General features: G+C 43.8%; 24 protein-coding genes. 15 read left to right on the plus strand and 9 right to left on the minus strand.

Going from position 1 to position 23,728, the window contains the following annotated elements; all coding sequences use genetic code 11:
* Positions 1-155: 155 nt before the first annotated feature.
* The 6 genes from C3B73_RS08645 to C3B73_RS08670 all read right to left on the minus strand — a co-directional run bounded on the left by C3B73_RS08645 (position 156) and on the right by C3B73_RS08670 (position 7,408).
* Positions 156-1,997: a sensor histidine kinase gene (locus tag C3B73_RS08645; RefSeq protein WP_103665200.1), complete on the minus strand. Its 1,842-nt coding sequence runs from the start codon at positions 1,995-1,997 to the stop codon at positions 156-158.
* An 87-nt stretch (positions 1,998-2,084) separates the two neighbouring features.
* Positions 2,085-3,734, minus strand: a complete 1,650-nt coding sequence (locus tag C3B73_RS08650) for a T9SS type A sorting domain-containing protein (RefSeq protein ID WP_103665201.1) — start codon at positions 3,732-3,734, stop codon at positions 2,085-2,087.
* Positions 3,735-3,800: 66 nt separating this feature from the next.
* Positions 3,801-4,739 carry a 5-oxoprolinase subunit C family protein gene (locus tag C3B73_RS08655; protein ID WP_103665202.1) on the minus strand — a complete coding sequence of 313 codons (939 nt, stop codon included), beginning with the start codon at positions 4,737-4,739 and terminating at the stop codon, positions 3,801-3,803.
* Positions 4,736-5,440 (minus strand): 5-oxoprolinase subunit PxpB, encoded by a 705-nt coding sequence (pxpB, locus tag C3B73_RS08660; protein ID WP_103665203.1) that lies wholly within the window; start codon positions 5,438-5,440, stop codon positions 4,736-4,738. Before pxpB ends, C3B73_RS08655 begins: the two co-directional genes overlap by 4 nt.
* Positions 5,415-6,170 (minus strand): 5-oxoprolinase subunit PxpA, encoded by a 756-nt coding sequence (locus C3B73_RS08665; RefSeq protein ID WP_103665204.1) that lies wholly within the window; start codon positions 6,168-6,170, stop codon positions 5,415-5,417. Before C3B73_RS08665 ends, pxpB begins: the two co-directional genes overlap by 26 nt.
* 2 nt (positions 6,171-6,172) lie before the next feature.
* Complete coding sequence (locus C3B73_RS08670; protein ID WP_103665205.1) at positions 6,173-7,408, minus strand: Nramp family divalent metal transporter; 1,236 nt, start codon at positions 7,406-7,408, stop codon at positions 6,173-6,175.
* A 68-nt stretch (positions 7,409-7,476) separates the two neighbouring features.
* Here C3B73_RS08670 and C3B73_RS08675 point away from each other — a divergent pair, with 68 nt between their 5' ends.
* The 5 genes from C3B73_RS08675 (at position 7,477) to C3B73_RS08695 (ending at position 10,539) form a co-directional block, all read left to right on the plus strand.
* Positions 7,477-7,896, plus strand: coding sequence for a DUF1801 domain-containing protein (locus C3B73_RS08675; RefSeq protein WP_103665206.1), 420 nt, complete (start codon positions 7,477-7,479; stop codon positions 7,894-7,896).
* Positions 7,896-8,090, plus strand: coding sequence for a YwbE family protein (locus C3B73_RS08680; protein WP_103665207.1), 195 nt, complete (start codon positions 7,896-7,898; stop codon positions 8,088-8,090). Before C3B73_RS08675 ends, C3B73_RS08680 begins: the two co-directional genes overlap by 1 nt.
* A complete protein-coding gene (locus C3B73_RS08685) occupies positions 8,087-9,004 on the plus strand; it encodes an alpha/beta hydrolase (RefSeq protein WP_103665208.1) in 918 nt (305 codons plus the stop codon). Before C3B73_RS08680 ends, C3B73_RS08685 begins: the two co-directional genes overlap by 4 nt.
* 100 nt (positions 9,005-9,104) lie before the next feature.
* Positions 9,105-9,857: an MBL fold metallo-hydrolase gene (locus tag C3B73_RS08690; RefSeq protein WP_103665209.1), complete on the plus strand. Its 753-nt coding sequence runs from the start codon at positions 9,105-9,107 to the stop codon at positions 9,855-9,857.
* A gap of 49 nt (positions 9,858-9,906) precedes the next feature.
* Complete coding sequence (locus tag C3B73_RS08695; protein WP_232803111.1) at positions 9,907-10,539, plus strand: class I SAM-dependent methyltransferase; 633 nt, start codon at positions 9,907-9,909, stop codon at positions 10,537-10,539.
* On the opposite strand, the gene C3B73_RS08700 is transcribed toward C3B73_RS08695, so the two are convergent.
* Complete coding sequence (locus C3B73_RS08700; RefSeq protein WP_103665210.1) at positions 10,528-12,186, minus strand: M1 family metallopeptidase; 1,659 nt, start codon at positions 12,184-12,186, stop codon at positions 10,528-10,530. The genes C3B73_RS08695 and C3B73_RS08700 overlap by 12 nt on opposite strands.
* Positions 12,187-12,471: 285 nt before the next feature.
* Between C3B73_RS08700 and C3B73_RS08705 the strand changes: the two genes are divergently transcribed.
* The 5 genes from C3B73_RS08705 to C3B73_RS08725 all read left to right on the plus strand — a co-directional run bounded on the left by C3B73_RS08705 (position 12,472) and on the right by C3B73_RS08725 (position 16,161).
* Positions 12,472-13,629, plus strand: a complete 1,158-nt coding sequence (locus tag C3B73_RS08705; protein WP_157939452.1) for a hypothetical protein — start codon at positions 12,472-12,474, stop codon at positions 13,627-13,629.
* A 321-nt stretch (positions 13,630-13,950) separates the two neighbouring features.
* Entirely contained in the window at positions 13,951-14,349 is a 399-nt protein-coding gene (locus tag C3B73_RS08715) for a helix-turn-helix domain-containing protein (RefSeq protein WP_103665213.1), read from the plus strand.
* Positions 14,350-14,453: 104 nt separating this feature from the next.
* Entirely contained in the window at positions 14,454-14,705 is a 252-nt protein-coding gene (locus C3B73_RS13930) for a hypothetical protein (RefSeq protein WP_157939453.1), read from the plus strand.
* Between the two features lie 56 nt (positions 14,706-14,761).
* Entirely contained in the window at positions 14,762-15,796 is a 1,035-nt protein-coding gene (locus C3B73_RS08720; RefSeq protein ID WP_157939454.1) for a BF3164 family lipoprotein, read from the plus strand.
* Positions 15,797-15,849: 53 nt separating this feature from the next.
* Positions 15,850-16,161 carry a hypothetical protein gene (locus tag C3B73_RS08725; protein ID WP_157939455.1) on the plus strand — a complete coding sequence of 104 codons (312 nt, stop codon included), beginning with the start codon at positions 15,850-15,852 and terminating at the stop codon, positions 16,159-16,161.
* 21 nt (positions 16,162-16,182) lie between these two features.
* Here the strand turns inward: C3B73_RS08725 and C3B73_RS08730 are convergent, their stop codons facing one another.
* Positions 16,183-18,198, minus strand: coding sequence for a ComEA family DNA-binding protein (locus tag C3B73_RS08730; protein ID WP_157939456.1), 2,016 nt, complete (start codon positions 18,196-18,198; stop codon positions 16,183-16,185).
* A gap of 39 nt (positions 18,199-18,237) precedes the next feature.
* Entirely contained in the window at positions 18,238-18,981 is a 744-nt protein-coding gene (locus tag C3B73_RS08735) for a hypothetical protein (RefSeq protein ID WP_103665217.1), read from the minus strand.
* A 108-nt stretch (positions 18,982-19,089) separates the two neighbouring features.
* Between C3B73_RS08735 and porD the strand changes: the two genes are divergently transcribed.
* From porD to C3B73_RS08760, 5 genes are all read left to right on the plus strand, one after another.
* The gene (gene porD, locus C3B73_RS08740) at positions 19,090-20,016 is read left to right on the plus strand and encodes a type IX secretion system protein PorD (protein ID WP_103665218.1); all 927 of its coding nucleotides are present in this window, start codon (positions 19,090-19,092) and stop codon (positions 20,014-20,016) included.
* A gap of 83 nt (positions 20,017-20,099) precedes the next feature.
* Entirely contained in the window at positions 20,100-20,870 is a 771-nt protein-coding gene (locus C3B73_RS08745) for an electron transfer flavoprotein subunit beta/FixA family protein (protein ID WP_103665219.1), read from the plus strand.
* Between the two features lie 108 nt (positions 20,871-20,978).
* Positions 20,979-21,953 (plus strand): electron transfer flavoprotein subunit alpha/FixB family protein, encoded by a 975-nt coding sequence (locus C3B73_RS08750; RefSeq protein ID WP_103665220.1) that lies wholly within the window; start codon positions 20,979-20,981, stop codon positions 21,951-21,953.
* 84 nt (positions 21,954-22,037) lie between these two features.
* Positions 22,038-23,363, plus strand: a complete 1,326-nt coding sequence (locus tag C3B73_RS08755; protein ID WP_103665221.1) for an FAD-dependent oxidoreductase — start codon at positions 22,038-22,040, stop codon at positions 23,361-23,363.
* Positions 23,364-23,392: 29 nt separating this feature from the next.
* Positions 23,393-23,695, plus strand: a complete 303-nt coding sequence (locus C3B73_RS08760; protein WP_103665222.1) for a ferredoxin family protein — start codon at positions 23,393-23,395, stop codon at positions 23,693-23,695.
* The last annotated feature ends 33 nt before the right edge of the window (positions 23,696-23,728 follow it).

Consider the following 23,728-nt stretch of genomic DNA (forward strand, 5'->3'; position numbering starts at 1 on the left):
GTTCAAGTCCTCTCTCGGGTACTTAGCCCTGCTGACTTTGGTCGGTAGGGCTATTTTTTTGTTTTCTTTTTCTATTGTACCTGTAGGGGTCATTCATGAATGGCCCCTACAGGTACTGAATTATAGAGATGTTAAGATCACAATGTTTGATACTCCTACATTCCTGAATGTGCGCCCTTTTCATTCTTATGGAATCGCAGGCTTAGCCGGAATCCTTCTGATGTATGTAACTCAAACTCCGCTTCTAACTGCTCTATCAATGTTTTAATGAGCGTAACCCCAAGCGAGGTTGATTGCTCAAACTTACTCTTATCAAAACCGATTCCGTCATCCTGATAGATGACTTCAATGATCCCATCCACCTCTGTAACTGTAATATCGATACTCCCCTTACTTTTTCCTGAAAAAGCATGCTTGAATGAATTTGTGATGAGCTCGTTCAATAGCAAACCCAGAGGGATCGCCTGATTGATATTGATCTCTTTTGCCCGGAACCGGGGCCTGATCTCTACTTTCTGATCACTTGATGCGAACATTTCACGAATTCGTTCTACCAGTTTTTCTCCATACTCCTCAAACGAAACATTGATAAAACTATCTGTGTTGTACAGCATTTCGTGTACCGAAGCGATAGAATAGATCCGGTTCTGCGTTTCTTTAAGTATCAGGTTAAGCCCGTCATCAGTGATTCCTGATTTTTGTAATTCGATCAGTCCGGTTATGATGGCAAGATTATTTTTTACCCGATGATGCACTTCCGACAGCAATACCTCTTTTTCTTCCAGAGAGTTTTCAAGCCGTTTCTGATATTCTTTTTCACGGGTCATGTCTTCGAGGGTCACCAACATTTGTTTTTCATTATCAGAATCCCTCACCATTTGTCCTACGCTCAACCGCAGGTATATACTTTTACCATCTTTTCGGGTTCTGATCACTTCCTTGTTATAGATACTACCTTCCGCATCACGCTCCTGCATGAGCTCATCAAACCCAGCTTTGGTTTCCTCAGAAACATGTGGTAAAAAACGGCCTATCACCTCTTCCCTTTTCCAGCCTAACAGCATTTCAGCTGCCTCATTCCAAAAATCAGTAATGATACCTTTTCGATTGATCGAATAGATGGCTACCGGAGAGTTCTGTATCAATGCCCTTGTCTTTTGATTGGCAGATTTGGCTTCTACGCGAGCTGCATTTGCTGTTAGCACATAATACATCAAAAATCCGGTTGTGAGACTCAGTACCAATCCCAGGATCAAATTCAGGATCAAACCATTTTCGGCATTTCGGCTTTCTTCGGAATGACTTGATACCACCCTGATCGACCAGTTTCCTGAATTTATCCGGGATGGATCAAAAGTGATCATGCTTTCAAAAACACCATTCTCGGTGTATGCTTGTTCCCGGCCAAACTCATAGAAGGTTTCCCCAAACTCATCCTGAATGCGCACATAATACTGATCCAGCCCTTGCATGATCTCATCAAATCTCTCCTGAAAATTGAGGGCAGCCGTGATGCTGCCTTTGAAAGATCCCTGATAATACACCGGGGCATCCACCAGAAAAGCCTTAGGTCCTTGCACCAGCTCCAGCCAGTGTGTCAGGTTCAGAACCGAATCATCTCGCGCAGCTTCCCAGTCAGGCCGCCGGTATTCCAGTTCTGAAATATCCAGCCCGATCGCATTTTCATTGCCTTTTTCAGGTTCAACCCGCTGAATGATCATATCCTGATCGATCCATTCCACAAGCAGAAATGAAGGATCCTGCTCCATGGTCAGAGAGGCATCATAATCCCAATAGTCAAAATATTCACCATCAGTAACCTCAATTCTGCTTTTTAGGTTCTGTAGTGTTTTCAGGGATTGAAGGACCTGTCCCTGAATTTGTTGCCTGATAAGTTGCCCCGTATCCTGTACCGTCTCAACTCTGACCTGCTGCTGTTCCTGCTGATTGGTGTACCACAAAAGTACCACTCCCAGGCTGAATAAAGATCCAATCAATACTGAGAGAAGTAATCTTGATTTTAAGTTTGTGATATCCAATGCGTGCCTGCCAACTGGTGAAGTCTAACAATAGCATTCTGCAGTCTATTTTACCAACATTAATTTGCCGGTTTCGGCACGTCCTTCTACTAATATACGATAGATATAAACCCCACTTGACCAATCGTCGGCCTGTACTCTTTGCACATACCGGCCGCGACTTTGTTCTCCATCCACCACCGTTTCCACCAGCTTACCTAACATATCGAAGATCTCGAGCTTCACATAGGAATTTTGCGGCAGTTTGTAGGTAATATTTGTAGAAGCATTAAACGGGTTGGGATAATTCTGTAGCAGTTCTACCACCCGGTCCTCCTCCAGGGCATCTCCATTCAGAGGGATCAGGATCGGATTCGGACGATTTACCCCATTGTGAGAAATTCTAATCTCACCGGCATTATTTCGGGCAAACCGTGGACGATAACGGACCTGAATTTCCTGACTTTCTCCCGGTTCAATATTTAAGAAAATAGTGCTGCTGCTCAACGAAAATGCACTGCTGCCTGAAGACAACTCTACTCTCCCCACCAGCGCATTTTCAGAATTGGGATCATTGCTGATCACAATGGTAGTATCCAGTCGGGTGTTGACATTCGTCACTCCAAAGTCAATTTCAGACTCATCCACTTCAACTATGGATGTGGCACCCAGCAAGGCAAAACAACCTCCTCCCAAAGGCCAGCCTTTATCAGCAAATATCCCACACATAACCGGTCCGGGGGAGTGAATGGCGAATGCGTTGTCGATCTGAGGTCGCATCAGAGCGTTATCGGTATTTGTGAAAGTAACCTGATCCAGATGTGAATAACTGGAACCTCCTTGCCAGGTCGGAGGGGCATAGATCGGAACAGGGAGATTTTCAAATGCTTCATTTGCCTGATCACCAATAAAAAATAGTCCTCCATTATTTCCCGTCACTGCATTGTAAAGAGCATTCGATGGATTAGGATATACATTTTCGTTGAGCACAGACTGACTGAATCCATCTTCAATGAAGGTATCGTAGTCGAAGGGAAGAACCGGATCGTCGCCTAATCCCCACTGTGCTAATTGTGAGTCCGGGTCACCGCTCATTGAACCTGTAAATCCAAGCCCGTGACCGATCTCATGGATCACAACCGTAACAAAATCAATAAACCCACCCGGAGTATTGGCATCCGTTTCGTAGTACCAGGACCCAAACGTTGAATTCATATTAACTACGATATCATGCTCCACCCCAAATCCATTTCCGGTTAAAAGATCTTCCCCTTCCATAGCACTGGCTTGGGCGATCGGGTACCAAACATTATCGATCGGATATATTAGGGTTGGACCCGCACTGCCAAGCGTACTCCCCTCTAAAGCAATCCAATTGGCCTCAATTTTGATCGGTATAGAAGAAGTGATATGTGATTCCCAGATGGTCATGGCATACTCAAAAGCGGTTCGGGCGTCTTGTGGCCAGTTACCTACATAATCTACCTGAATGGAGGCTGTTTTAGCCCTGAAATCACCTTTCTTTCTGAATGCTTCCACTCCTTTATAAAAGAATACATCCCGGTAAGTGGGCTCAAAGGTACAGACCTGATCTTGTTCAGGGGCCAGACGGTGCAGAGTAGTTGAAGTAGCATTATTCGATTGTGCTATAGCGGTAGATGATGCAATGAACACGCATCCCAGAATCGTGATAAATGATCGTATCGTTCTTTTCATATAAAATAGTATAGTGAGCCACCGGCTGTTTGCTCTCGCAGTCTCAAATCCGATGATTTAATAAAATTATGTTAGATAGGATGCTCTTAATTCCCTGTAATAATCAAACAACTCAAGGGCACCTCTCCTGTCAATTAAACTAAAACTTATTTCGTTTCCCTGCCACACCTGTCCTAATCTCCAAAGATCAGCATCGGCTACTTTTAGTATTCTGGGATATCCACCCACCGATTGGGCATCATTCATCAAAACAATGGGATTCCCACCGGGTGGCAATTGCACGATACCGGGAACCACAGGAACCGAACTAAACTCTGAATCCTGAATATTGAGAGCCATTTTACTGTTCAGGCGTAAGCCCATTCGATTGCTTGTACTTGAAACCCCAAACCTGAGCTCAAGTATTTTTTCCTGTTGTTTTTCGGTGAGCCATTTCCACTCAGGCCCGGCCATCACCCGGATCATTTGATGCTGACTATAATGTGGCATGAGCTTTTTCGGAATTACTTTCTCAGTAAATTTTACTCCTGAAACGTCCACCTCAATTCTATCCCCCGTTCTTAACTCTCGCCCATTAAATCCTCCCAGTTCAGCCGTTCGATAGGTTGAGCAGCTTCCAAGTTCCTTTTTTAGTTTCCAATCACCGGCCACAGACAGATACATTCTGGCACCTTTGGTTACCCTTTCAATTCTGAGAGTTTGCCCCGGTTCAACCTTAATGTTTCGGTTGGTTTGAACCGATCGGTCACCGACATATAACTTTGCTATTCCACCGGTAACCCCAACAACTGTTCCTTTGGTAAACCTGAACTCGGCATTCCCAAGGGTGATCTCCAGAAGCGGACTTTCCATTGGATTTCCAACCAACCAGTTAGCCAGTTCTGCATGGTGAGTGTCCAGGGCTCCGCTCGTTGGAATCCCATATTTTCGCAACCCATTCCGCCCCGGTATATCCTGAACGGTGGTAAGCAAACCTGCCTTAATGACTTCAAGTGTGCTTATCATGAGTTACCACCTGATTCCATTTTCCTAAATTCTTCCTCGCTGATCGGTTCAAACCGGATCCTATCCCCCAGTGAAACTGAAACCGGAGGATCCTGATCTTTGTTGAAAAAGTTAAGTGGCGTTCGACCTATGATCTGCCAACCGCCCGGACTTTCAAGAGAATATACCCCGGTTTGGTCTCCTCCAATTCCTACCGAACCTGCCGGCACTTTTGTCCTCGGTTCATTTTTACGTGGGCAGATGATCTTGTTATCTAATCCCTCCAGATAAAGAAAGCCGGGGATAAACCCCATCATAGCAAGCGTATAGGTTGTACCTGAATGAATCTGGATGATCTTCTCCTTCTTTAATCCTGTTTGAGACTCCATAGAATCCCAATCCAAACCCAGTTCATAACAGACCGGTACACGAATGAGATCATTCCTCGGTGTATAGTCACCGGCGTGTTCAAAGATCTCTGAAAGCTTCGCCGTGATGGTTCCCGTATCAGTTATCGATTCCTTAAAAAGAAGTGCAATGCATTTGTAGGTGGGGACCACATCCGTCAGTCCATCCAAACCTGACTGTTCTATCAAAAAGCATATCTTGTGGATGACAGATAATCCGGGCTCCTCAGCTACAGGTTCCAGAACAAGGGCTCGTTCTCCCAATGGAATAAGCTGCCACTCACTTTGTTCAATTTGCAGTGATCTCGATATCATGCTCTGTCAAAAAATCGTGGATGGTTCTCGCCAGTTCTGTAGCTCCTTCTGTATCACTGTGCAGGCAAAGTGTATCGGCTGAAGTAGGTAATTCAAGTCCATCATACGTAGTAACCTTTCCATCGAGAAATCCTTTCAGCTGCTTTAAAACCGATGCTTTATCAGTCAGCACTGCCCCATCCAGCTTTCTGGATCTCAGTGACAGGTCATCCTCATACCGACGATCTGCAAATACCTCATTCTTTACGATCAATCCGGCATCTTCTGCCACTTCCTTTAAAACGGAACCTTCGGGAGCGTATAGGATCATATCCTGTTTCACCTGAACCACAGCCTTTACCACTCCAACTGCGGTATTCTCATCTTTGGCTGCAAAATTATACAGGGCCCCATGAGGTTTTACATGATGCAGTTCAGCCCCTTGTGCTACTGCCATTCCCTTGAGGGCGGACACCTGATACAGTACACAGGCTTGCAGTTCATCAACGGTTAGGTTCATAATGCGGCGACCAAAACCCTGAAGGTCCGGATAGGATGGGTGTGCCCCAATGGCTACATCATGTTTTTGTGCAAGCAGGATGGTCTTTGAGATAGCCACCGGGTCACCGGAATGGAACCCACAGGCAATATTGCAGCTGGTGATATAGGGCATGATGGCGGAATCCCTTTTCTCGTCATACATACCATAAAATTCGCCGAGATCGCAGTTGAGGTCTAATTTTGTAATCATGATCACAAGATGTTTAGAACGGAATTCAAGCTCCTGAAACCTACAAGTAATGCTACAAGAATCACAATCACCCCAAACACATTCTGACGAAGATTATTTCGGTTACTTCCCAGAAATAAGGGCTTATTCATGATATATAGCAGAAAAGCAGCTATGACCGGCAGTGTAATTCCATTGGCTACCTGTGCAAATTCGATCAATTTAACGGGATTATAACTGACGGCGGAAAATATAACCCCGGTAAAAAGTACCAGCATCCACACCACTCTGAATTTTGTATCCTTAAGATCACCGTTCCATCCCAATAAGCCTTTAGTGGCATAAGCTGCAGCAAGTGGTGCGGTAACTGCCGAAGTGATGCCGGCGGCAAACAGACCGATTCCCATAAAAGTTTTGGCCCAGCTTCCCAGTAAGGGTTCAAGTTGTTGAGCCATGTCTGCAGCACTTTTCACTTCTTCCAAACTTCCGTTTGCAGCGGCAGCACTCGTTATCACTACACATATTGAGATCAATCCACCTAAAATAATACCCACCGCATTCTCGATTCGCATATCGGAAAGTTGTGTGTAACTGGAATATCGTTCTTGTACTGTTGAGGCATGTAAAAACAAATTATAGGGCACCACTGTGGTACCGATCAGGGCGATCACGGTCAGGAACTCATCCGCAGAGGCCCGGGGGATGAACATGCCCTTCAATATGCCTGTGATATCCGGACTGATGACGATCGTTGTGGTCACAAACACAACACTCATTATTCCAACCAGGGCGGTCATCACATTCACGATACGCTTGAAACTTCCCGAAAAAAGCAATGTGAACGCAACCGCTCCAATCAGAACTGACGTGAGCCTCAACGTAAATCCGTTGATGGTAACATCAAGACCTACAAAGAATTCTTCCCACCCCAGTACGGCCCCTGATATATTACCGCCCTCATAAGCAATGTTTCCGATCACAATGGCACTCATGACCAGTAATATACCCGCAATTTTTAAGATGGGGTGCCCAAGCTGTTCCCGTATCGCTTCACCGAAGCCTTTTTGGGTAACAATGCCAAGGCGACCGGTCATTTCTTGAAGTGTGATGGTTGCAATAACCGAAAAAACCAGCGCCCAAAGTAACATATAGCCCGACCTCACTCCGGCCAGGGTACAAACGGTGACGGTTCCGGGGCCAATGAATGCTGCAGCAACCAGGGTGCTGGGCCCAAAGTATTTTTTCAGTGGATTTTTCATGCTTGAGTATATAGTATGAAGGAGTTAAAATCCCAAATCCGACAAGGGTAATATTTTAAAAAAATGTGATGGCCGAACTGAAGACCAAACAAAACGAAATGGATGTTTCTGAGCATCTCAACGCTATTGAAGACCCTCAGCGAAAAGAGGATTGCATCAAGATCCATGACTTAATGGCTGATATAACGGGTGAAGATGCAAACATGTGGGGTGACAGCATTGTGGGATTCGGAAGTTATCACTATAAATACGACAGCGGCCGGGAAGGCGACTGGTTCATTACCGGATTTGCGAACCGGAAGCAACAGATCTCACTTTACATCATGTCAGGTTTTAAGCGCTACGATGAACTGATGGCAAAACTTGGCAAACACAAAACAGGGAAGTCTTGTTTATACATCAAAAAACTGAGTGATATTGATATGGAAGTACTTGAAACATTGATTCGATCCTCAGTAGAATACATGAATAAAACCTATAATCAGTAATGAAACAAGGCTCAGAGAGACAGGACATCAAAGCGGGATTGAAAGTTGGGATCGTACTGAAGAAAGATCAGCGTTCAGGCAAGATCACTTATGGGATCGTCAGGGATATTTTAACTAAGAGTGCCACACACCCCCACGGCATTAAGGTACGGCTTGAAGACGGACAAATTGGACGAGTGAAAGAGATCCTATGACGATCACCGAATTCAAAACCACCACCCTTGAACTTGAGGATGACTACGAAGGCAGAGTGATCTCCACACTTATTGGATCACCGAAAAATGTCTCCGGCAACCAACCGGTGTTATATCTGCACGGTTTCAATGATTATTTTTTTCAGACACACGTTGCCGAACAATTCAACAAAAACGGCTACAATTTCTTTGCCCTTGATCTGAGAAAGTACGGCCGCTCTTTATTACCTCATCAGCATCCCAATTACTGCCGTTCGATCACCGAATATTTTGAAGAGATCAACCGGTCCGTTGAGATCATACAGAAAGATCACGGTCAGAAAATTATACTGATCGGTCACTCCACCGGTGGACTCATTGCCTCTGTGTATCTCAACATTGGAAAATACCGCGACCATTTTGAGCGGCTCATTCTAAACTCCCCTTTCCTGGATTTCAACATCAACCTGTTTCAGCGGGTGTTTCTTCTTCCTTTGGCAGGTTTCATCTCTTTCTTGTTTCCATATGCGGCCCAAAAGAAGCCCTTCTCACATCTATATGGGGCAAGTATTTCGCAATCAAAATATGGAGAATGGGAATACAACAAAGAATGGAAGCCCATGAAAGGCTTCCCTGCCTATTATAAGTGGGTATATGCTGTGAACCGGGCTCAGAAGAAGCTCCGAAGGCATTCCCGTATCAACATCCCCATTCTGATCCTTCACTCAGAACGGTCGGTCCGGCCGGATAAATGGAAAGATATTCTCATGCGTTCAGATATGGTTCTGAATGTGGACCACATCAGAAAATACGGTGTTATGCTTGGACCTAAAGTTACACTGGAACCGGTAAACGATGCCATACATGACGTTTATCTATCACGAAATGAGGTTCGTAAAAAAGCCTTCGAAACTACCTTTCACTGGTTGAATTGATGGCTAAGATCTTGCCAGAGCATCCCCGAAGCTACAAATTAAAATGAATGGTTTTGGGGATGATAGGGTTTAATTTTTAAACTCAACCTACACTGCCATCATGCTCAGATTTATCATAATCCTACTGCTCTCATTTACCTTTTTAACTACCTCAGCTTTTGCACAACTGACGAACTCTCCGGATACCTTTCAAACTGAAAACGGAGATCTCAGGATCCACCCGATCCTGCACGGAAGCGTCATTTTTGAGTGGAATGGACTGGATGTTTATGTTGATCCCTGGGGTTCTGCAGATCTTTATGAAGGCAAGTCTGCCCCGGAACTGATCCTGATCACCCATCCGCACGGAGACCACCTGAGTCCTGAGACCCTTGCAGCTTTAGATACAGAAAATACCACCTTTATAGTCCCTAAGGTTGTAGCAGATCAAATGCCTGAAGCTTATTCCAGTCAACCCATTATTCTTGCAAATGGTGAATCCCAAAACTATCAGGGAATCAATGTCGAGGCCGTTCCGATGTACAACCTTCCCAATGAGGGAGCACGGCACACCAAAGGCTGGGGCAACGGTTATGTGGTAACCATGGGCGGTAAAAAGCTCTACGTGTCTGGTGATACTGAGGATATTCCCGAAATGCGTCAGCTCGAAAATATTGACATCGCGTTTGTCTGCATGAACCTCCCCTACACCATGGATATCTATCAGGCTGCCAGTGGAGTGCTGAAGTTTGAACCGAAAGTCATGTATCCCTATCACCACCGTGGTCAGGATATTGAGCGATTCAAGGAAATAGTGGACTGGGAAAGAAAAGATATTGACGTACGCCTGAAGAACTGGTATCCGGAACAGTAAGCTTCACATCTGTTTTGCATAAATCATACCTTCAAAAGAAAAAACAGGTATGAACTGCACGCTCTGTTCAATAAAAACGGAACCGTTCTATTTCTATGAAAAAGAAGAACGGCAATATCACCGGTGTCCGAATTGTAAAGCGGTTTTGATGGATATCAGCGATTATCCGACTCCTGATGAGGAGATCCACAGGTATGAAAGCCACAATAACGACGTGGAAGATCCCCGGTACCAAAAATTTGTTTCCCCGCTGGTTGATAAGATCCTTGAGCATTACAGCCCTGACAACAAAGGACTCGATTTTGGTGCCGGAACCGGACCGGTGATCACCAAAATGCTGACAGATGAAGGGTACGATATTATCACTTACGATCCCTTTTTTGATAACAACACTACCGTATTTGATGAAACCTTTGACTACATAGTCAGTTGTGAGGTTATTGAACATTTTCATGAACCCCACATGGAATTTGAGCGATTACGAGGCATGTTAAACCCCGGAGGAGCATTATTCCTGAAAACCGACGTCTATACCGAGGATGTTGATTTCCATGCATGGTATTACAAAAGTGATGAAACCCACGTTTTCTTCTACCACCCAGAAACATTCCGGTGGATCAAAAAAGCTTTCAATTTCAGTAAACTGGAAATCGACGGGCGTCACATTTCCTTATTCGCCTAACAGATCAAAACTGCCGACATAATAATTCGGATCAACCACTAATTGGTTCGTCTCTTTTTCTTCAACTTCCATTCTTTGCCAGCCGGTGGTTGGGTTGAGCCGGATGTCTTTTCCGTTTACAGTAACATCAACCGGCAAATTAAATCCACTCACAGCATTCCCCCATCGGTATGAAAGAGAGCCATTTCTGAATGCATACTCTAAAGTTGGAATACGCGTATCTCTCAGGTACTGATCAAATACTTTTGAAAGATCGTGTCCAAAACTCTCACTGATAAAATTTTCGATCTGTTTGGAATGTACCGTTTGGTGGTAAAATTCACGGTTCAGGCCACGAAGGGTTTCTCTCCAAAGGGAATCGTCGTCAGCAACCTGACGTAAAGTATGCAGCAGATTTCCTCCTTTGTTATATATATCGCCCGATCCGCGATGATATACGCCATGCGTCCCCATCAGAGGCCGGTCATTGTTAATGCCAAGCCGGAGTCCTTGCACATATTCGTTGGCAGCCTGTGTTCCAAAATGGTAATCCAGGTACAAACTCTCTGAGTAATTGGTGAATCCCTCGTGTACCCACATATCAGCAACATCGGCATAGGTAATATTGTTGGCAAACCATTCGTGGCCGGTTTCATGAATGATGATGAAATCGAACTTCAATCCCCAGCCTGACCCACTCAGGTCGCGACCCAAATATCCATTCTCATATCCGTTGCCGTAGGTCACTGAACTCTGATGTTCCATTCCCAGATATGGAGCTTCCACCAGCTTGTATCCATCCTCATAAAATGGATACGGACCAAACCAGTGCTCAAAGGCATCCAACATGGGCTTTACCTGCTTGAATTGTTTCCGGGCTTTTTCCTCATTATCGCGCAGCACATAATAGTCGAGGGTCAATTCGCCTTTTTCGCCATCATAGATCTCACCAAAATGCACATAATCGCCGATGTTGATATTCACTCCATAGTTATTGATGGGATTACTGACGAACCAATTCCAGGTTTTAGTTCCATCAGAATGTTCATCCACACCTTCCAGCCGGCCATTCGAAACATCCATGAGATCACCCGGAGTGGTGATACTGATCCGCATACTATCGGTTTCATCATACGGGTGATCTTTGTTCGGCCACCACACACTTGACCCAATCCCCTGATTGGACGTGGCCACAAATGGTTTTCCGTTACTGTCGGCTGTCCAGGTAAAGCCACCGTCCCAGGGTGGATTTTCGGCTACCACCGGTTTTCCGGCATACTCCACAACAACGTCATTTACATCGCCTGTTACCTGTTTCTTCTCAAGAGTTACGAAAAACGCACTGCCCTCTCTCACAAAGTCCAGACTTTCCCCATCTTGTTGGAAGTCTGTGATTTCAAGTGGCTCCTGAAGATCGACCTGCATGGTCTGCCCCGGCTCAAGTACGGTGTAGCGGATCAAATTACTGCCGGCTATGGAGCTGTCTTCAATGTTTACTTTCACCTCAAGATGATAATAATTAAGATCCCACCAGGCTCTCTCCTCAGTGATACTTCCCCTGAGCGTATCCTGTCGTGAAAATTCTTGCTGTGCAATAACTTCAGTCAATCCAAAGAATAAGGAGCAGACCAAAAAAATTGGTATCGATCTGAACTTTATTGATATCATTTGTTTTAAATAGCTGTGTAAGAAGTACATAAATCTAAAAAACCGGGTTTTATACCTGATGATTGAACCACACCTAACCGGATGAATGGATCGATCTGATATATCGAATCTCCACTTAACCAGCTTGTGGTTTGTTAAAACTGAATGTAAGAGATTTATCCAAAACACATAAGTCAAAGTGAAAAACTGAGCAGGATTTCACCGTGTTCTTCTTCCAAAAAAAATTGACCGGAAGAAGTTTTCAGGTTCACATGTTAACGGAATAATTCAATAAACGGATGAACAATGAAACAACTCACTATTTTGCTCACTTCAATTTTTATGATGATTCCTGCCTATCTGTTTGCTCAGGATGATGAATCTTCACTAAGCGTTGGCGGGGCCGTCAGGTATAACGTCATATTGACTGATTATGAAGACGGCAATATCGACAACAACGATGGACAGTTTACCTGGGACACCTGGCGTATCAACGTGAATGCGGTTAAAAATGGGGTGAAGCTTAATTTTGAATACCGGTTCTACCCTACCTTCAACACGCATTTTATAAAGCAGGGATGGTTAGGATACGATCTTAATGAAAAGAACAATATTCAGATCGGTGTTACTCAGATTCCGTTTGGCAACCTTCAGTATAATTCCCACAACTGGTGGTTTCAGGGGCCCTATTATGTCGGACTTGAGGATGATCACGATATGGGAATCAAATTTACGCACACTGCCGAAAACTGGGATATCATGGCGGCCTATTTCTTTCAGCCTGAACCGGCAGGCCCCGCAGCAGGAGCAGGTTCATTTGGCTTTGGCGGTTCCGGTCGATATTCCTATGATATCGTTCCGTCCGGTAACCAAACCAACTACGAACGCAATCAGTTGAATGTCAGAACCACCCGTAGTTTTGATATCGATGGAGGAACCGTAGAACTTGGAGTGAGTGGAGTGATCGGCCAAACCTGGAATCAGGTACTGAATGAAACTGATCGCCGGTATGCCATAGCAGCTCACACCGATGTTGATTACGGCAACTGGAATTTCAAAGGGCAGTATACCACATACGATATCAATGCACAGGATGACACCGGTCAGCCCATAGATGCCGTTCAAATGGGCGCTTATGCTTCCACCTATCCGGTAACCACGGAAATGAGTATGTACTCAGCCGGACTCAGCTACAGTTATGACGTGAACTGGGGGCCGGTCACCAACCTGAATTTCTATAACGATTACACCTACTTCCAAAAACATATTGATAGCTTCAATGACGCTCATCAAAATGTGATCGGATTTTTGCTGACGGCGGGCAATGTGTACACCTACTTTGATATAGCAAGAGGCAGTAATCACCCGTGGTTAACCGAAACGTTTGGTCAGGGACTTGGACAAGGACTGAATGATGCCCGATGGAACACACGGTTCAACATTAATATTGGGTACTACTTTTAGGGTCAAGAATAGCTGAATGGTCTTAAAAAAGTAACCGAATCTGAAAGCCTATCGAATTCCGGACATTCCCTTGTGTTTCGTTCAGGCCACTGCTGATGGTTTGCCGGTCTTCAAAAACAGTGACTCCTATTTTTTCGGTCAGCCTATCAACTTTACCAAACTTCCCAACCTTACCTAAAATTGTATTATTGAATATATTTTTAAAAAAAATTGTAACAAACAAATAAGTTCATCCTCTTAAAAGTAGTGAGAAGTATCTATTAGTTAGTTTAACTCTACTTTATAGATTAAAACACTGGGTATAAAACTGGGTACAACATTATGAGTAATAAAATAGGGACTAAAGTTCTTTTGAATAACTATAGGCAGTTAATATCTGAGCAGCAAATTCAATATCCCAACGATATTCAAAGAGCCATTAACTATATACACACATATTGTTTTGATGAAAAATTAAATATCAACCTACTAAAAGAAGTGTGTAAAATAAATCGAAAATGCTTTTCAGCCAGATTTAAGCGATTTACAAATAGATATCCAAAAGAATACATTCTACATCATCGCATTGAAGCAGGAAAGATTTTACTGAGAGAAACTGACGAATCAATTACCTTGGTTGCTATTGAACTTGGTTTTCGTTCAAACTCTTCATTTTGCAAAGCATTTAGTAATGTGACCGCTTTGTCTCCCTCCGAGTGGAGAAGTACGAACAAAAGTTGAGATTTTTTTTGGAACAATTTTCAGAGCTTATTTCAAGCAAAATATAATCTACCTCTTTAGAATGTTGTTGGTATCCAATTACTAACAAAACTAGCGAGGTTCAAATGAAAACACTTATTACATCAAAAATTAAAAGTGTATTAGTAGCAATGGGTTGTATTGCATTCAGTATGGGATTATTTGTATTACCCCAATCCAATCTGACTGCCCAAACAACTGCTACAGAAAATTACAACCTATCTAAGGTAGAAGGCCCTTGCGGCGAAGATGGAGTTGACGAAATCATTCATGGAAATCGAAAACTTTTCCTTGGATGCTGGGGAAGTGAAACTACCTGTAAAACCAAATGCAAATAGAAACTGGGAGCTCTTTCATGAAGATCATGAAAGAGCTTTTCATTTAATAAAGCACTATGAGACTACTTCTATTAATATTTCTATCTCTGGTTATTCATCCAGCTAATGGACAGGAACTTAAGAAAACACTAGTCTATCAGGACAATATTTACAGCCCCACCAACATTTACGCGTTGAATGAGGATACTATTATTGTGGTTGACTTAAGCAATAGGGATGCAGTTTTAAGTATGCATGATCTAAAAAGTAAGACCGTTATTGCTTCACACAGAGCCGGCCGGGGTCCGGGAGAACTTTCTCAGAAAGGACGAAAACTTATTTCAAATATAAACAACAATTTGTTTCTACTGTGGGATAACAATCAAAGAAAAGGCATGGTATATGACCGGAATCTGACTTATGTAACAGATATTAGATATAATGATCGCTCAATCAGCTCTGCTGTCATTCTAAACGATTCAATAGCTGTGGTCAGAAAATTCTACAACTTTGAAACAGCAGCTGAAATACGACGATTCAATAACAATAACATCGTTGATAAGGTCTTACTTAAAATTGATACCGATTACTATAACAGCCTAAAACCAATTTCAATTAATTTTATGGTAGACCAAGGCCCAATGATTACCGACACTGATAAAGCGTATATTGGTTATTTTTATTCTACCCTCGTCCTTACAATTTCTTCTAACGGTACGGTTGATACACTCAAAACACCCAATTCGTTTATTTTACCTACTGTAGAATACGATGACGGGTATTCAGCACCTGATCATGCAATCTCCCCTGAAGGAACTCTAAGCATCGCTACTGACGATAAATATGTCTACGTTTTATTTTCAGGAAAAAAGTTTGAGATTAAACCATTTATGATGGCTGTAAAAACTATTACAGGTAAAATTGCTGATGAGATTGAAAAGTCAGATAATACTACAGAATTACAGATCTTTGACAAGCGAACGGGAAACTATATAAAAAGTATTGAGCTACCCGAAATGGCAAAAGATATCACGGTTTCAGGTAATTATCTCTACGCTTTATCATATGTGGATGGCTTCTATAAAATCATAAAATATGAGCTATCACTATGAAATATGTAAAGATTGTTTTAGCCTTTTACTTCCTCATTTCATCCATCAATAGAATGATCTCAGAAGAAGATTTAACGTTTATTTTAGCTGATTCAAACTCTTATTATATGATTAAATGGACTGTGATTCTTGCAGAGATAATTATTGCAGTTTCAATTTTTACTGGTAAGCAGTTAAAATTAGGTATTACTTTAGGTTTTGTACTAATAACACCAGTATTGATTATATCACTTATCAATACCATGTTAGGGTCTGATTTGAATTGTCAAATAGGTTACCTTGAACTAAATCCTCCACTTTTACTATTACAAAGTATATTTGTTTACACTCTCTTGATTTATTTAAAAATTAAGGTTCGAAAATGATAAATTAATTCTCTTATTACTTTAAAAAAGTAACCGAACCTGAAGGCCTATCGAATTCCGGACATTCCCTTTTGTTTCGCTCAGGCCACTGCTGATGGTTTGCCGGTCTTCAAAAACAGTGACTCCATATTTAAACCAGACATCCATAAAGTCAGCTGCAATGTATCTAAGCGCTACATAGGCTCTCTGCCCCTGATCGTACAGTACCGTGTTGGACATCACATACAACAGGTCACTTTCAAATTGATACACCCGGGTATTGAAACTATCTGTATCAAATAGTGTAACCCTCCCATCGATGCGCAGTCTACGTGTTGGCTCAACCCGGAGATCCTGATAAATCAGAAATCCTGTTTCCCATTCCCCTCCGGCTTCCCTGTTTCGAACCAGTTCCAATCTTGACCTCAATCGAACATCCGGACTTACCTGATACTCAAGATTCGTACGGATGCTTGAACGGGTCTCTTCTCCCATTCGGATCTGCTCGTTTCCCATTTCATTCAAGACCACATATTCATCATCCCTGGTTTCAGAACGTATCAAAAAGTACACATTCAGGCTTCGGTTGAAATTGATCTCACTAAGCGCCAGTACATCGAAGCCTCCGGTGGGCTGTGAAGTACCAAATCGTGGGGCATTAAACTGATACTGATCAAAATAACCGCTCAGGATAATTTTAGGATTCAGAATATGCCTTAGGCCAACATAAAATCCTTCTTCATTTTGAGATCCTGATGACTGTTCCCCAAATCCGCTTGCCAGAAATGACTGAAAATCTTTCTCATAATGCCTGTACGCAAGAGCCAGTTCCGAATTATCTCCAATGGGTGTTTCTACTCCCGCAATACCCCCAAACCCACCGTTCTCACTTCTGGCAAATTCACCAAATAAAAAACTGTTTCTGATCAACCCACGATAATCCACCCCAAATACGGAATGTTCTCTTCCTTCATAATCAAAGGCACTACTCAATAAAGTACCCTTATCAATGTAACTGCTGAACCGATTGTAGTATCCGGTCACCCCGATCAATCCAAGTCTCGAATCCACCCTAAGCCGGCCACCGGTCGTCATCTGGTAGATATTGTTTTTCCGACCCAATTCATTTTCGGTTCTGTGAAATCCGGTTGAGGTTGGGAAACGGGTGGTATCGATCCCGGTAACCGAAGCCGTTCTCGGCCGTTCAGAATAAAATCCGGTCAGTTCGATCTTATCACCATAAGAAGCCGCTACACCCCTGAAAAAATCCGTTTCCTGTGCCGAACTGTAAGGCTTGATCCCTCTTTCATTCTTGGAGATCGTTCCGACCACTTCCCTGCCCTTGCCAAAGGCTCCCCCGCTCCAAAGCACTAAACCTTGCCCAAAACTGAGGCTGTAATCCCCCACTACCAGTTCATTCAATTTCCCGTTATCAACCAGTGCTATGTGCCCGGAGTTGAAATCAAATCCTGTTACTCCATCCAACGGCTCTCCGGCATCTTTTTCCTGCGTAAAATTCACGGAGAGGTGATTGGTGTTCATCCTTATGCGGTGATAGTATTTCATGGGTGAACCGAGGTAGCCTCCAAGACTATCAGGACGAATATACCCTTCGCTTTCCTGCAGATCCCGCTGGTAGCGTGAAAAGACCTCTACCCGTCTGTTTGCCAGCCAGTACTCCGGTCTTAAATACATGTCACGAAATCGTTCTCCGGATCCTCCTATGCTCACATAAGGTTGCATCCTTCTATAAGTAGCAGGACCAATACCGGATACTTCCAGCAACTCTTCTTTGGTTTCAAATGGCTTGGTTGACCGATAGTCAACAATGGCACGGGCGATCTTTAAATTGATACCCGGAATTTGAAGAAGGTCATCTAGTTTTCCTCTGTTTATGTTGATGGGATTTGCCGCAAGGTCTTCCAGAAATTGTGTAAGCTGTTCACCGGTTAAGCCTGATTCTTCCGGATCCAATTCCTCAAACGCTTTTTCAAGTTGTTCTTCCACACTCGTGGAATCCTGAGAATAGGCTCTCTCAGGTACCATTCCGCAGGTCATGACAAGACCTAAAGATATGATAGTTACACAATTCCTCATCTAAAATTTGATCATGAAATCTAAACCGGGACTAAATCCCAGTAACTCATGTTTTTGAACCGCTAAGTTGACGGCCCACATTTCCTGACTGAATCCGAACCCGCCTGAGAAGCTCAGCGGCTCTGTTGTCACGCCAATTCTGCCAAGCAAACCCTGAAAGATATCAACCTCGATACCACCCCGGTAAGAAACCGGAAACCGAACATCTTTGGCCACATCAAATGCGAACAGGGCCAGTTCATTCATGCTGTAGCTAAAACCAATGATAATATCCCGTGGCAGCTCCTCATCAATATCCTGATATTCCGGTTTGTTGACATTGCTGGAGCGGGCTCCTATCCAAAGATCTTCCGTCAATTCTGCAGCCAGGCCTACATCAACCCCCAACGCACCGCCTGAGCCATAGCCTGATCCATAGCCTGATCCAAATGAAATATGATTATAGTTGCCCGTTATGGCAAAATGCAGCATTCGCCACTCGTGTTTATACGCTATGCGAACTCTCATTTCGTTGAACAGATTATCTCCGTAACGGTGAAAGCCAAATCCCGCTACACCGAATTTGGTGGGGATGGTTGCTGCAGCGGCCATATCCGTCAGTTCAGAAAAACCGTAATTCCTCAATCCATAAAAGCCTATGGATGTATTATCGGTATTGATGGTGGCCGGGTTGGCAAAAATAGCCCAGTTATTTTGAGGTAAGGCGACAGAAGTTTGCCCCATACCCAGACTCTTTGCTCCCATGATGAGTTGACCATGAACAGGAAACGAGAACAATGCTAAAATAATCCCGAAAGTTATTTTATATAGTATATGTTGTATTCGTATCATTGAGAAACAATAAATACTTATATGAAGACCCCTCTATTTTTTAATAATGTAATAAAGACGATCCTATTTTGCGGAGTATTTTTTGTCTTTTTGACATTTGAAGGAAGGGCTCAGGAGCTTAATTGCACGGTTGAGGTCAACACAGATCGCCTTGAAGGCTCTTCCTATCAGTACTTAAGTAACCTGAAGCCGGATATTGAAGAATATCTGAACGAACATAACTGGACTGAAATTGACTATCAGAATCACGAACGAATAGAATGCCTGATGCAGATAGTGATCGTCAGTGGAACATCCAATTACTTGTTTAGTGCCGAAACGGTGATACAGGTCCAGCGCCCCATCTACAATACCACGAATAAAACCTCAACACTACTGATCAGCGACAACGGCTGGCAATTCAGCTATCCTGAAGGGCGCACGATGATCCATGATGAATTACAGTTTGACGACCTGACCGGGTTTCTGGACTTTTACAGTTATGTGATGCTCGGATATGATTTTGATACTTTTTCTGAACTGGGTGGCTCCGAGTATTTTGTCAGAGCTCAAAATATTTTAAACCTGGCACAGACCACCAACGCAGCCGGATGGAGCCGCAACTCAAACAATCAGCGAAACCGAAACACACTGATCAGTGATCTGACTTCAGGAAGCTACAACGCATTGCGCAGAGCATACTATAGCTATCATCGGCTCGGACTGGATACCTTTATTGACTCACCCGAGCAGGCACGACAACAAATTTTAACAACCCTCCGGAACATTCAAACGGCTAAACGGCGGTCAACAAGTAACTGGCTCTATGATATCTTTTTTGATGCCAAAGCCCGTGAAATAGCCGGTATTTTTCAGTCTGCCCCGCGCGATGTACGCCTGGAGGCCTACAACATTTTACGACAAACCGATCAGGGACATTTAAGTGAATACGAAAGCCTTCAGAACTAAGATATTTGTATCATGGTTTTGTATATTGGGCGCCCAAAAAAGCGGTTCCATAACTGAAATTTTCAAGCTGAAATCAGAATAGAATGAAATTTTACGTATGTATAAAAATGGTGCCCGACGTGTACGCACCATTACAGATCAAAGACGGACAACTAATTCAGGATGCAGACCGGATGGTGTTAAATGCCTACGATGCCTCCGCCGTTGAAGAAGCCCTTGTTTTAAAGGAAAAGCATGGCGGTGAAGTTGAAGTTGTTTGCATTGGTGCTTCCAAAGCGTCCGAAACCATCAGAAAAGCATTGGCTATGGGAGCTGACAAGGCAACTCATATTGTGACTTCCGGTGATGAAGCCTATGATTCCGGATCATACGCACGGGTTTTAGCCAAATTCTTTGAAGACAAAAAGTACGATGTACTTTCGCTTGGAAAGCAATCTCAGGATACGGACGCCGGACTAACCGGAAGCATGCTCGCTGAATTGCTGAACCTTCCGTACACAACAAACGCTGTTGGACTGGAAGCTGAAGACGGTAAACTGATCGTGAAACGACAGGGTGATACCGGACAGGAAATGATCGAGCTGCCAACACCATGTGCAGTTACCTGCTCTAACGATATGAACGAACCGCGTATCCCAAACCTAAAAGGTATTATGGCCTCCAAGCGGAAGCCTATGGAACAGGTTGAATTATCCGATCTCGGACTGAGTGAAGACGAATTAACGGCTAATACCAATGTTCTTGGTTATGAAGAAAAACCTGAACGGGAAGCCGGTAAAAAATATGAAGGCGAAGCTGAAGAGATCGCCCGCGAAGTTGCACAATTGCTTGACACCGAAGCTAACGTGATATAGATCCTGTTAAATGTGTGATATTGAGGTTATACGGGTTTCACCCCGATCAACCTTCTCCATTTAACATCGAAATAAGCCAACAAATTTTTTAAAACCACGAGAAATCGAATGAGTACTATTTTAACACACATCGCCATTGCTGACGGCAAGATCAAACGTTCATCATTAGAAGTACTTTCACACTGCAAGCAGCTTGCGGACCAGAACGGACACACAGTTGAAGCCGTGGTTGTGGACGCTAATGCCTCTTCCTTTGTTGAGGGAATTCAAAAATACGGAGCGTCGAAAGTTTATGTTGTTGAGGATCCGATCTTCAAGAACCACATGAACACTCCTCTGCTTAAAGCCCTTGCAAATGTCATGGAAGCTGCAAATCCTGCTGTATTTGCCTTTGCATCCACCGAAGGAACCAAAGATATTTTAGGAGCCCTGGCAGCCAATCGAAATGCAGCGGTACTTCCGGATGTATCTTCTTTTGAGTTGATCGACGGAGGCATCAAAGCCAAACGGCCGGTAATGGCTGCAAAGATCATTGCAAGCACTGAAGCTAAAGGTGACACCGTACTCGTCTCGGTTCGTTCCGGTTCATACGACCTTATCGAAAATGAAACCTCAGCGGAAACTGTAAATATTGATTTCAGTATGGAAGATGGCGAACTGAAAGCCACTCTTAAGGAGATCATTTCCGCTTCCGGCGACACTATTGACCTTAACGAAGCGGAAGCCATTGTGGCAGCAGGCCGGGGTGTTAAAGATGAAGAAGGGCAAAAACTGATCTCTGAACTGGCAGAATTGCTAAATGCCGGAATCGGTGCTTCACGAGCGCTGACAGAAGCCGGAGTGTATGACCCTAGTCTTCAGATCGGGCAGACCGGTAAAGTGGTTTCCCCACAGCTTTATATTGCCGTCGGTATCTCAGGTGCTATTCAGCACGTGGCCGGAATGGCGAACTCTAAAGTGATCGTTGCCATCAACAAAGACCCTGATGCGCCGATCTTTGAGATCGCAGATTATGGAATTGTCGGAGACTTATACAAAGTACTCCCTCCTTTTATCGACGAGTTGAAAAAAATTAAAAATTAGTGCCGAGTGTTTATTTTTGAGTGATGTGTTGAAACCAACACCAAACACTCAAAACTTTTCACTAATAACTCAAAACTACTCCCTATGGACGAAAAGTTTGATTGTATCGTAATTGGTGGAGGTGTAGCGGGATTGGCTGCAGCCATGACCCTAGCCCGAAATAACATGAAATTCCTGCTCATTGAGCGGGGCGAATTTGCAGGATCCAAAAATGTATCCGGCGGGGTTTTGTGGGGCAGCGACCTCGCGAAACTTGTTCCTAACTACTGGGAAGAAGAAGACGGCGGATGGGAACGGTTCATCAACCACCGACGATTGACTCTCATGGACGAGCAATCAGCTTTTACCATCGATTTCAAATCATCTCACTTCAACGAAACGCCTTATACCGGCGTGGTGGTTCTTCGGTCAAAATTTGATAACTGGCTATCCGGTAAGGTTCAGGAAGCCATCGATGCCTCCGACTACGCCATGGATTCCTTCATTGCCACTAACATCAAGGTGGATGAAGTGATCATGGAAAATGACAAGGCCGTAGGTATTCGCACGGGCGAAGATGAATTCCACGCTGATTCAGTGATCATAGCTGAGGGTGTGAATAACCTACTTACCCGTCAGGTGGGTCTTCAGGATAAATATGTACCTGCCGACCACATGCTGACCGGTATCAAGGAGATCATACGATTCGATCAGGAAGTACTTGAGCAGAAATTTCAGCTGAACGGCCTCAGTGGCATGAGTAATGAGTTTGTCGGTTCAGCCACTGATGGTGTTGAAGGCGGTGGATTCCTTTATACCAACCGTGACACTATTTCACTTGGGCTGGTGCTCAGCATCAAAGATATGCGTGAGAAGAAAAAAAGTCCGCATGATGTTCTGAATCATTTCAAAACACATCCCGCCATTGCTGACATCATCAAAGATGGTGAAGTTGTGGAATACTCGGCTCACGTGGTATCATCCGGAGACAGCCGGGTTATGCCTAAGGAATTATACAAAGACGGTATTCTGCTAGCCGGAGAATCAGCCAACTTGTTAATGAATGCGGGTAAAGCCATTCAGGGAATGGATTATGCCATGCGCTCCGGAATTCTGGCGGCTGAAACGATCGTTAAAGCCAAAGAGAAAGGGGACTTCAGCTCAGCAACGCTGAAAGAATATCGTTCAGCAATGGATCAGAGTTATGTCATGAAAGACATTAACGGATTCCAGGACGCCGTTCACCTCCTTCATACTGAAACCATGCAGCAGAAAGTGCCAAACCTTCTGTGTGATTTCGGCCGACAGTTCTTTACCATCAAAAATGAACCAACACCGAAATCTAAAGATATGCTGAAGGGCGCTGTTAAACGGCATGCTTCCTTCTGGGAATTAGCAAAACTTGGCTTCAAAGCCGGTAAATCACTGTAAGTGTAAGGTCTAAAGGATATATAACCGCTATGAAAAATCTTAAATTAACCGAACGACTCGGACTTGTAAGCTACCGTAATCAGTCAAAATCTGAGATCAAACCACATATTGTAGTGGATACGGATGTATGTAACTCAACCTGCCCGCATAAATGTACAACCTGGGTATGCCCGGCCAACTGCTACACGATGGATGACAACGATCAGGTCCATTTTCAGGTAGAAGATTGCATCGAGTGTGGCACCTGTATGTATGCTTGTGATCAGGGAGCCGTTGACTGGAACTTCCCGGATCCTGAGATCGGTCGTGGTGTAACCTGGAATTTCGGTTAACCCATTCAATCCTACTTATTTCGTAACAAATCT

It is taken from the genome of Gracilimonas amylolytica (assembly GCF_002911695.1).
Classification (GTDB): Bacteria; Bacteroidota; Rhodothermia; order Balneolales; family Balneolaceae; genus Gracilimonas; species Gracilimonas amylolytica.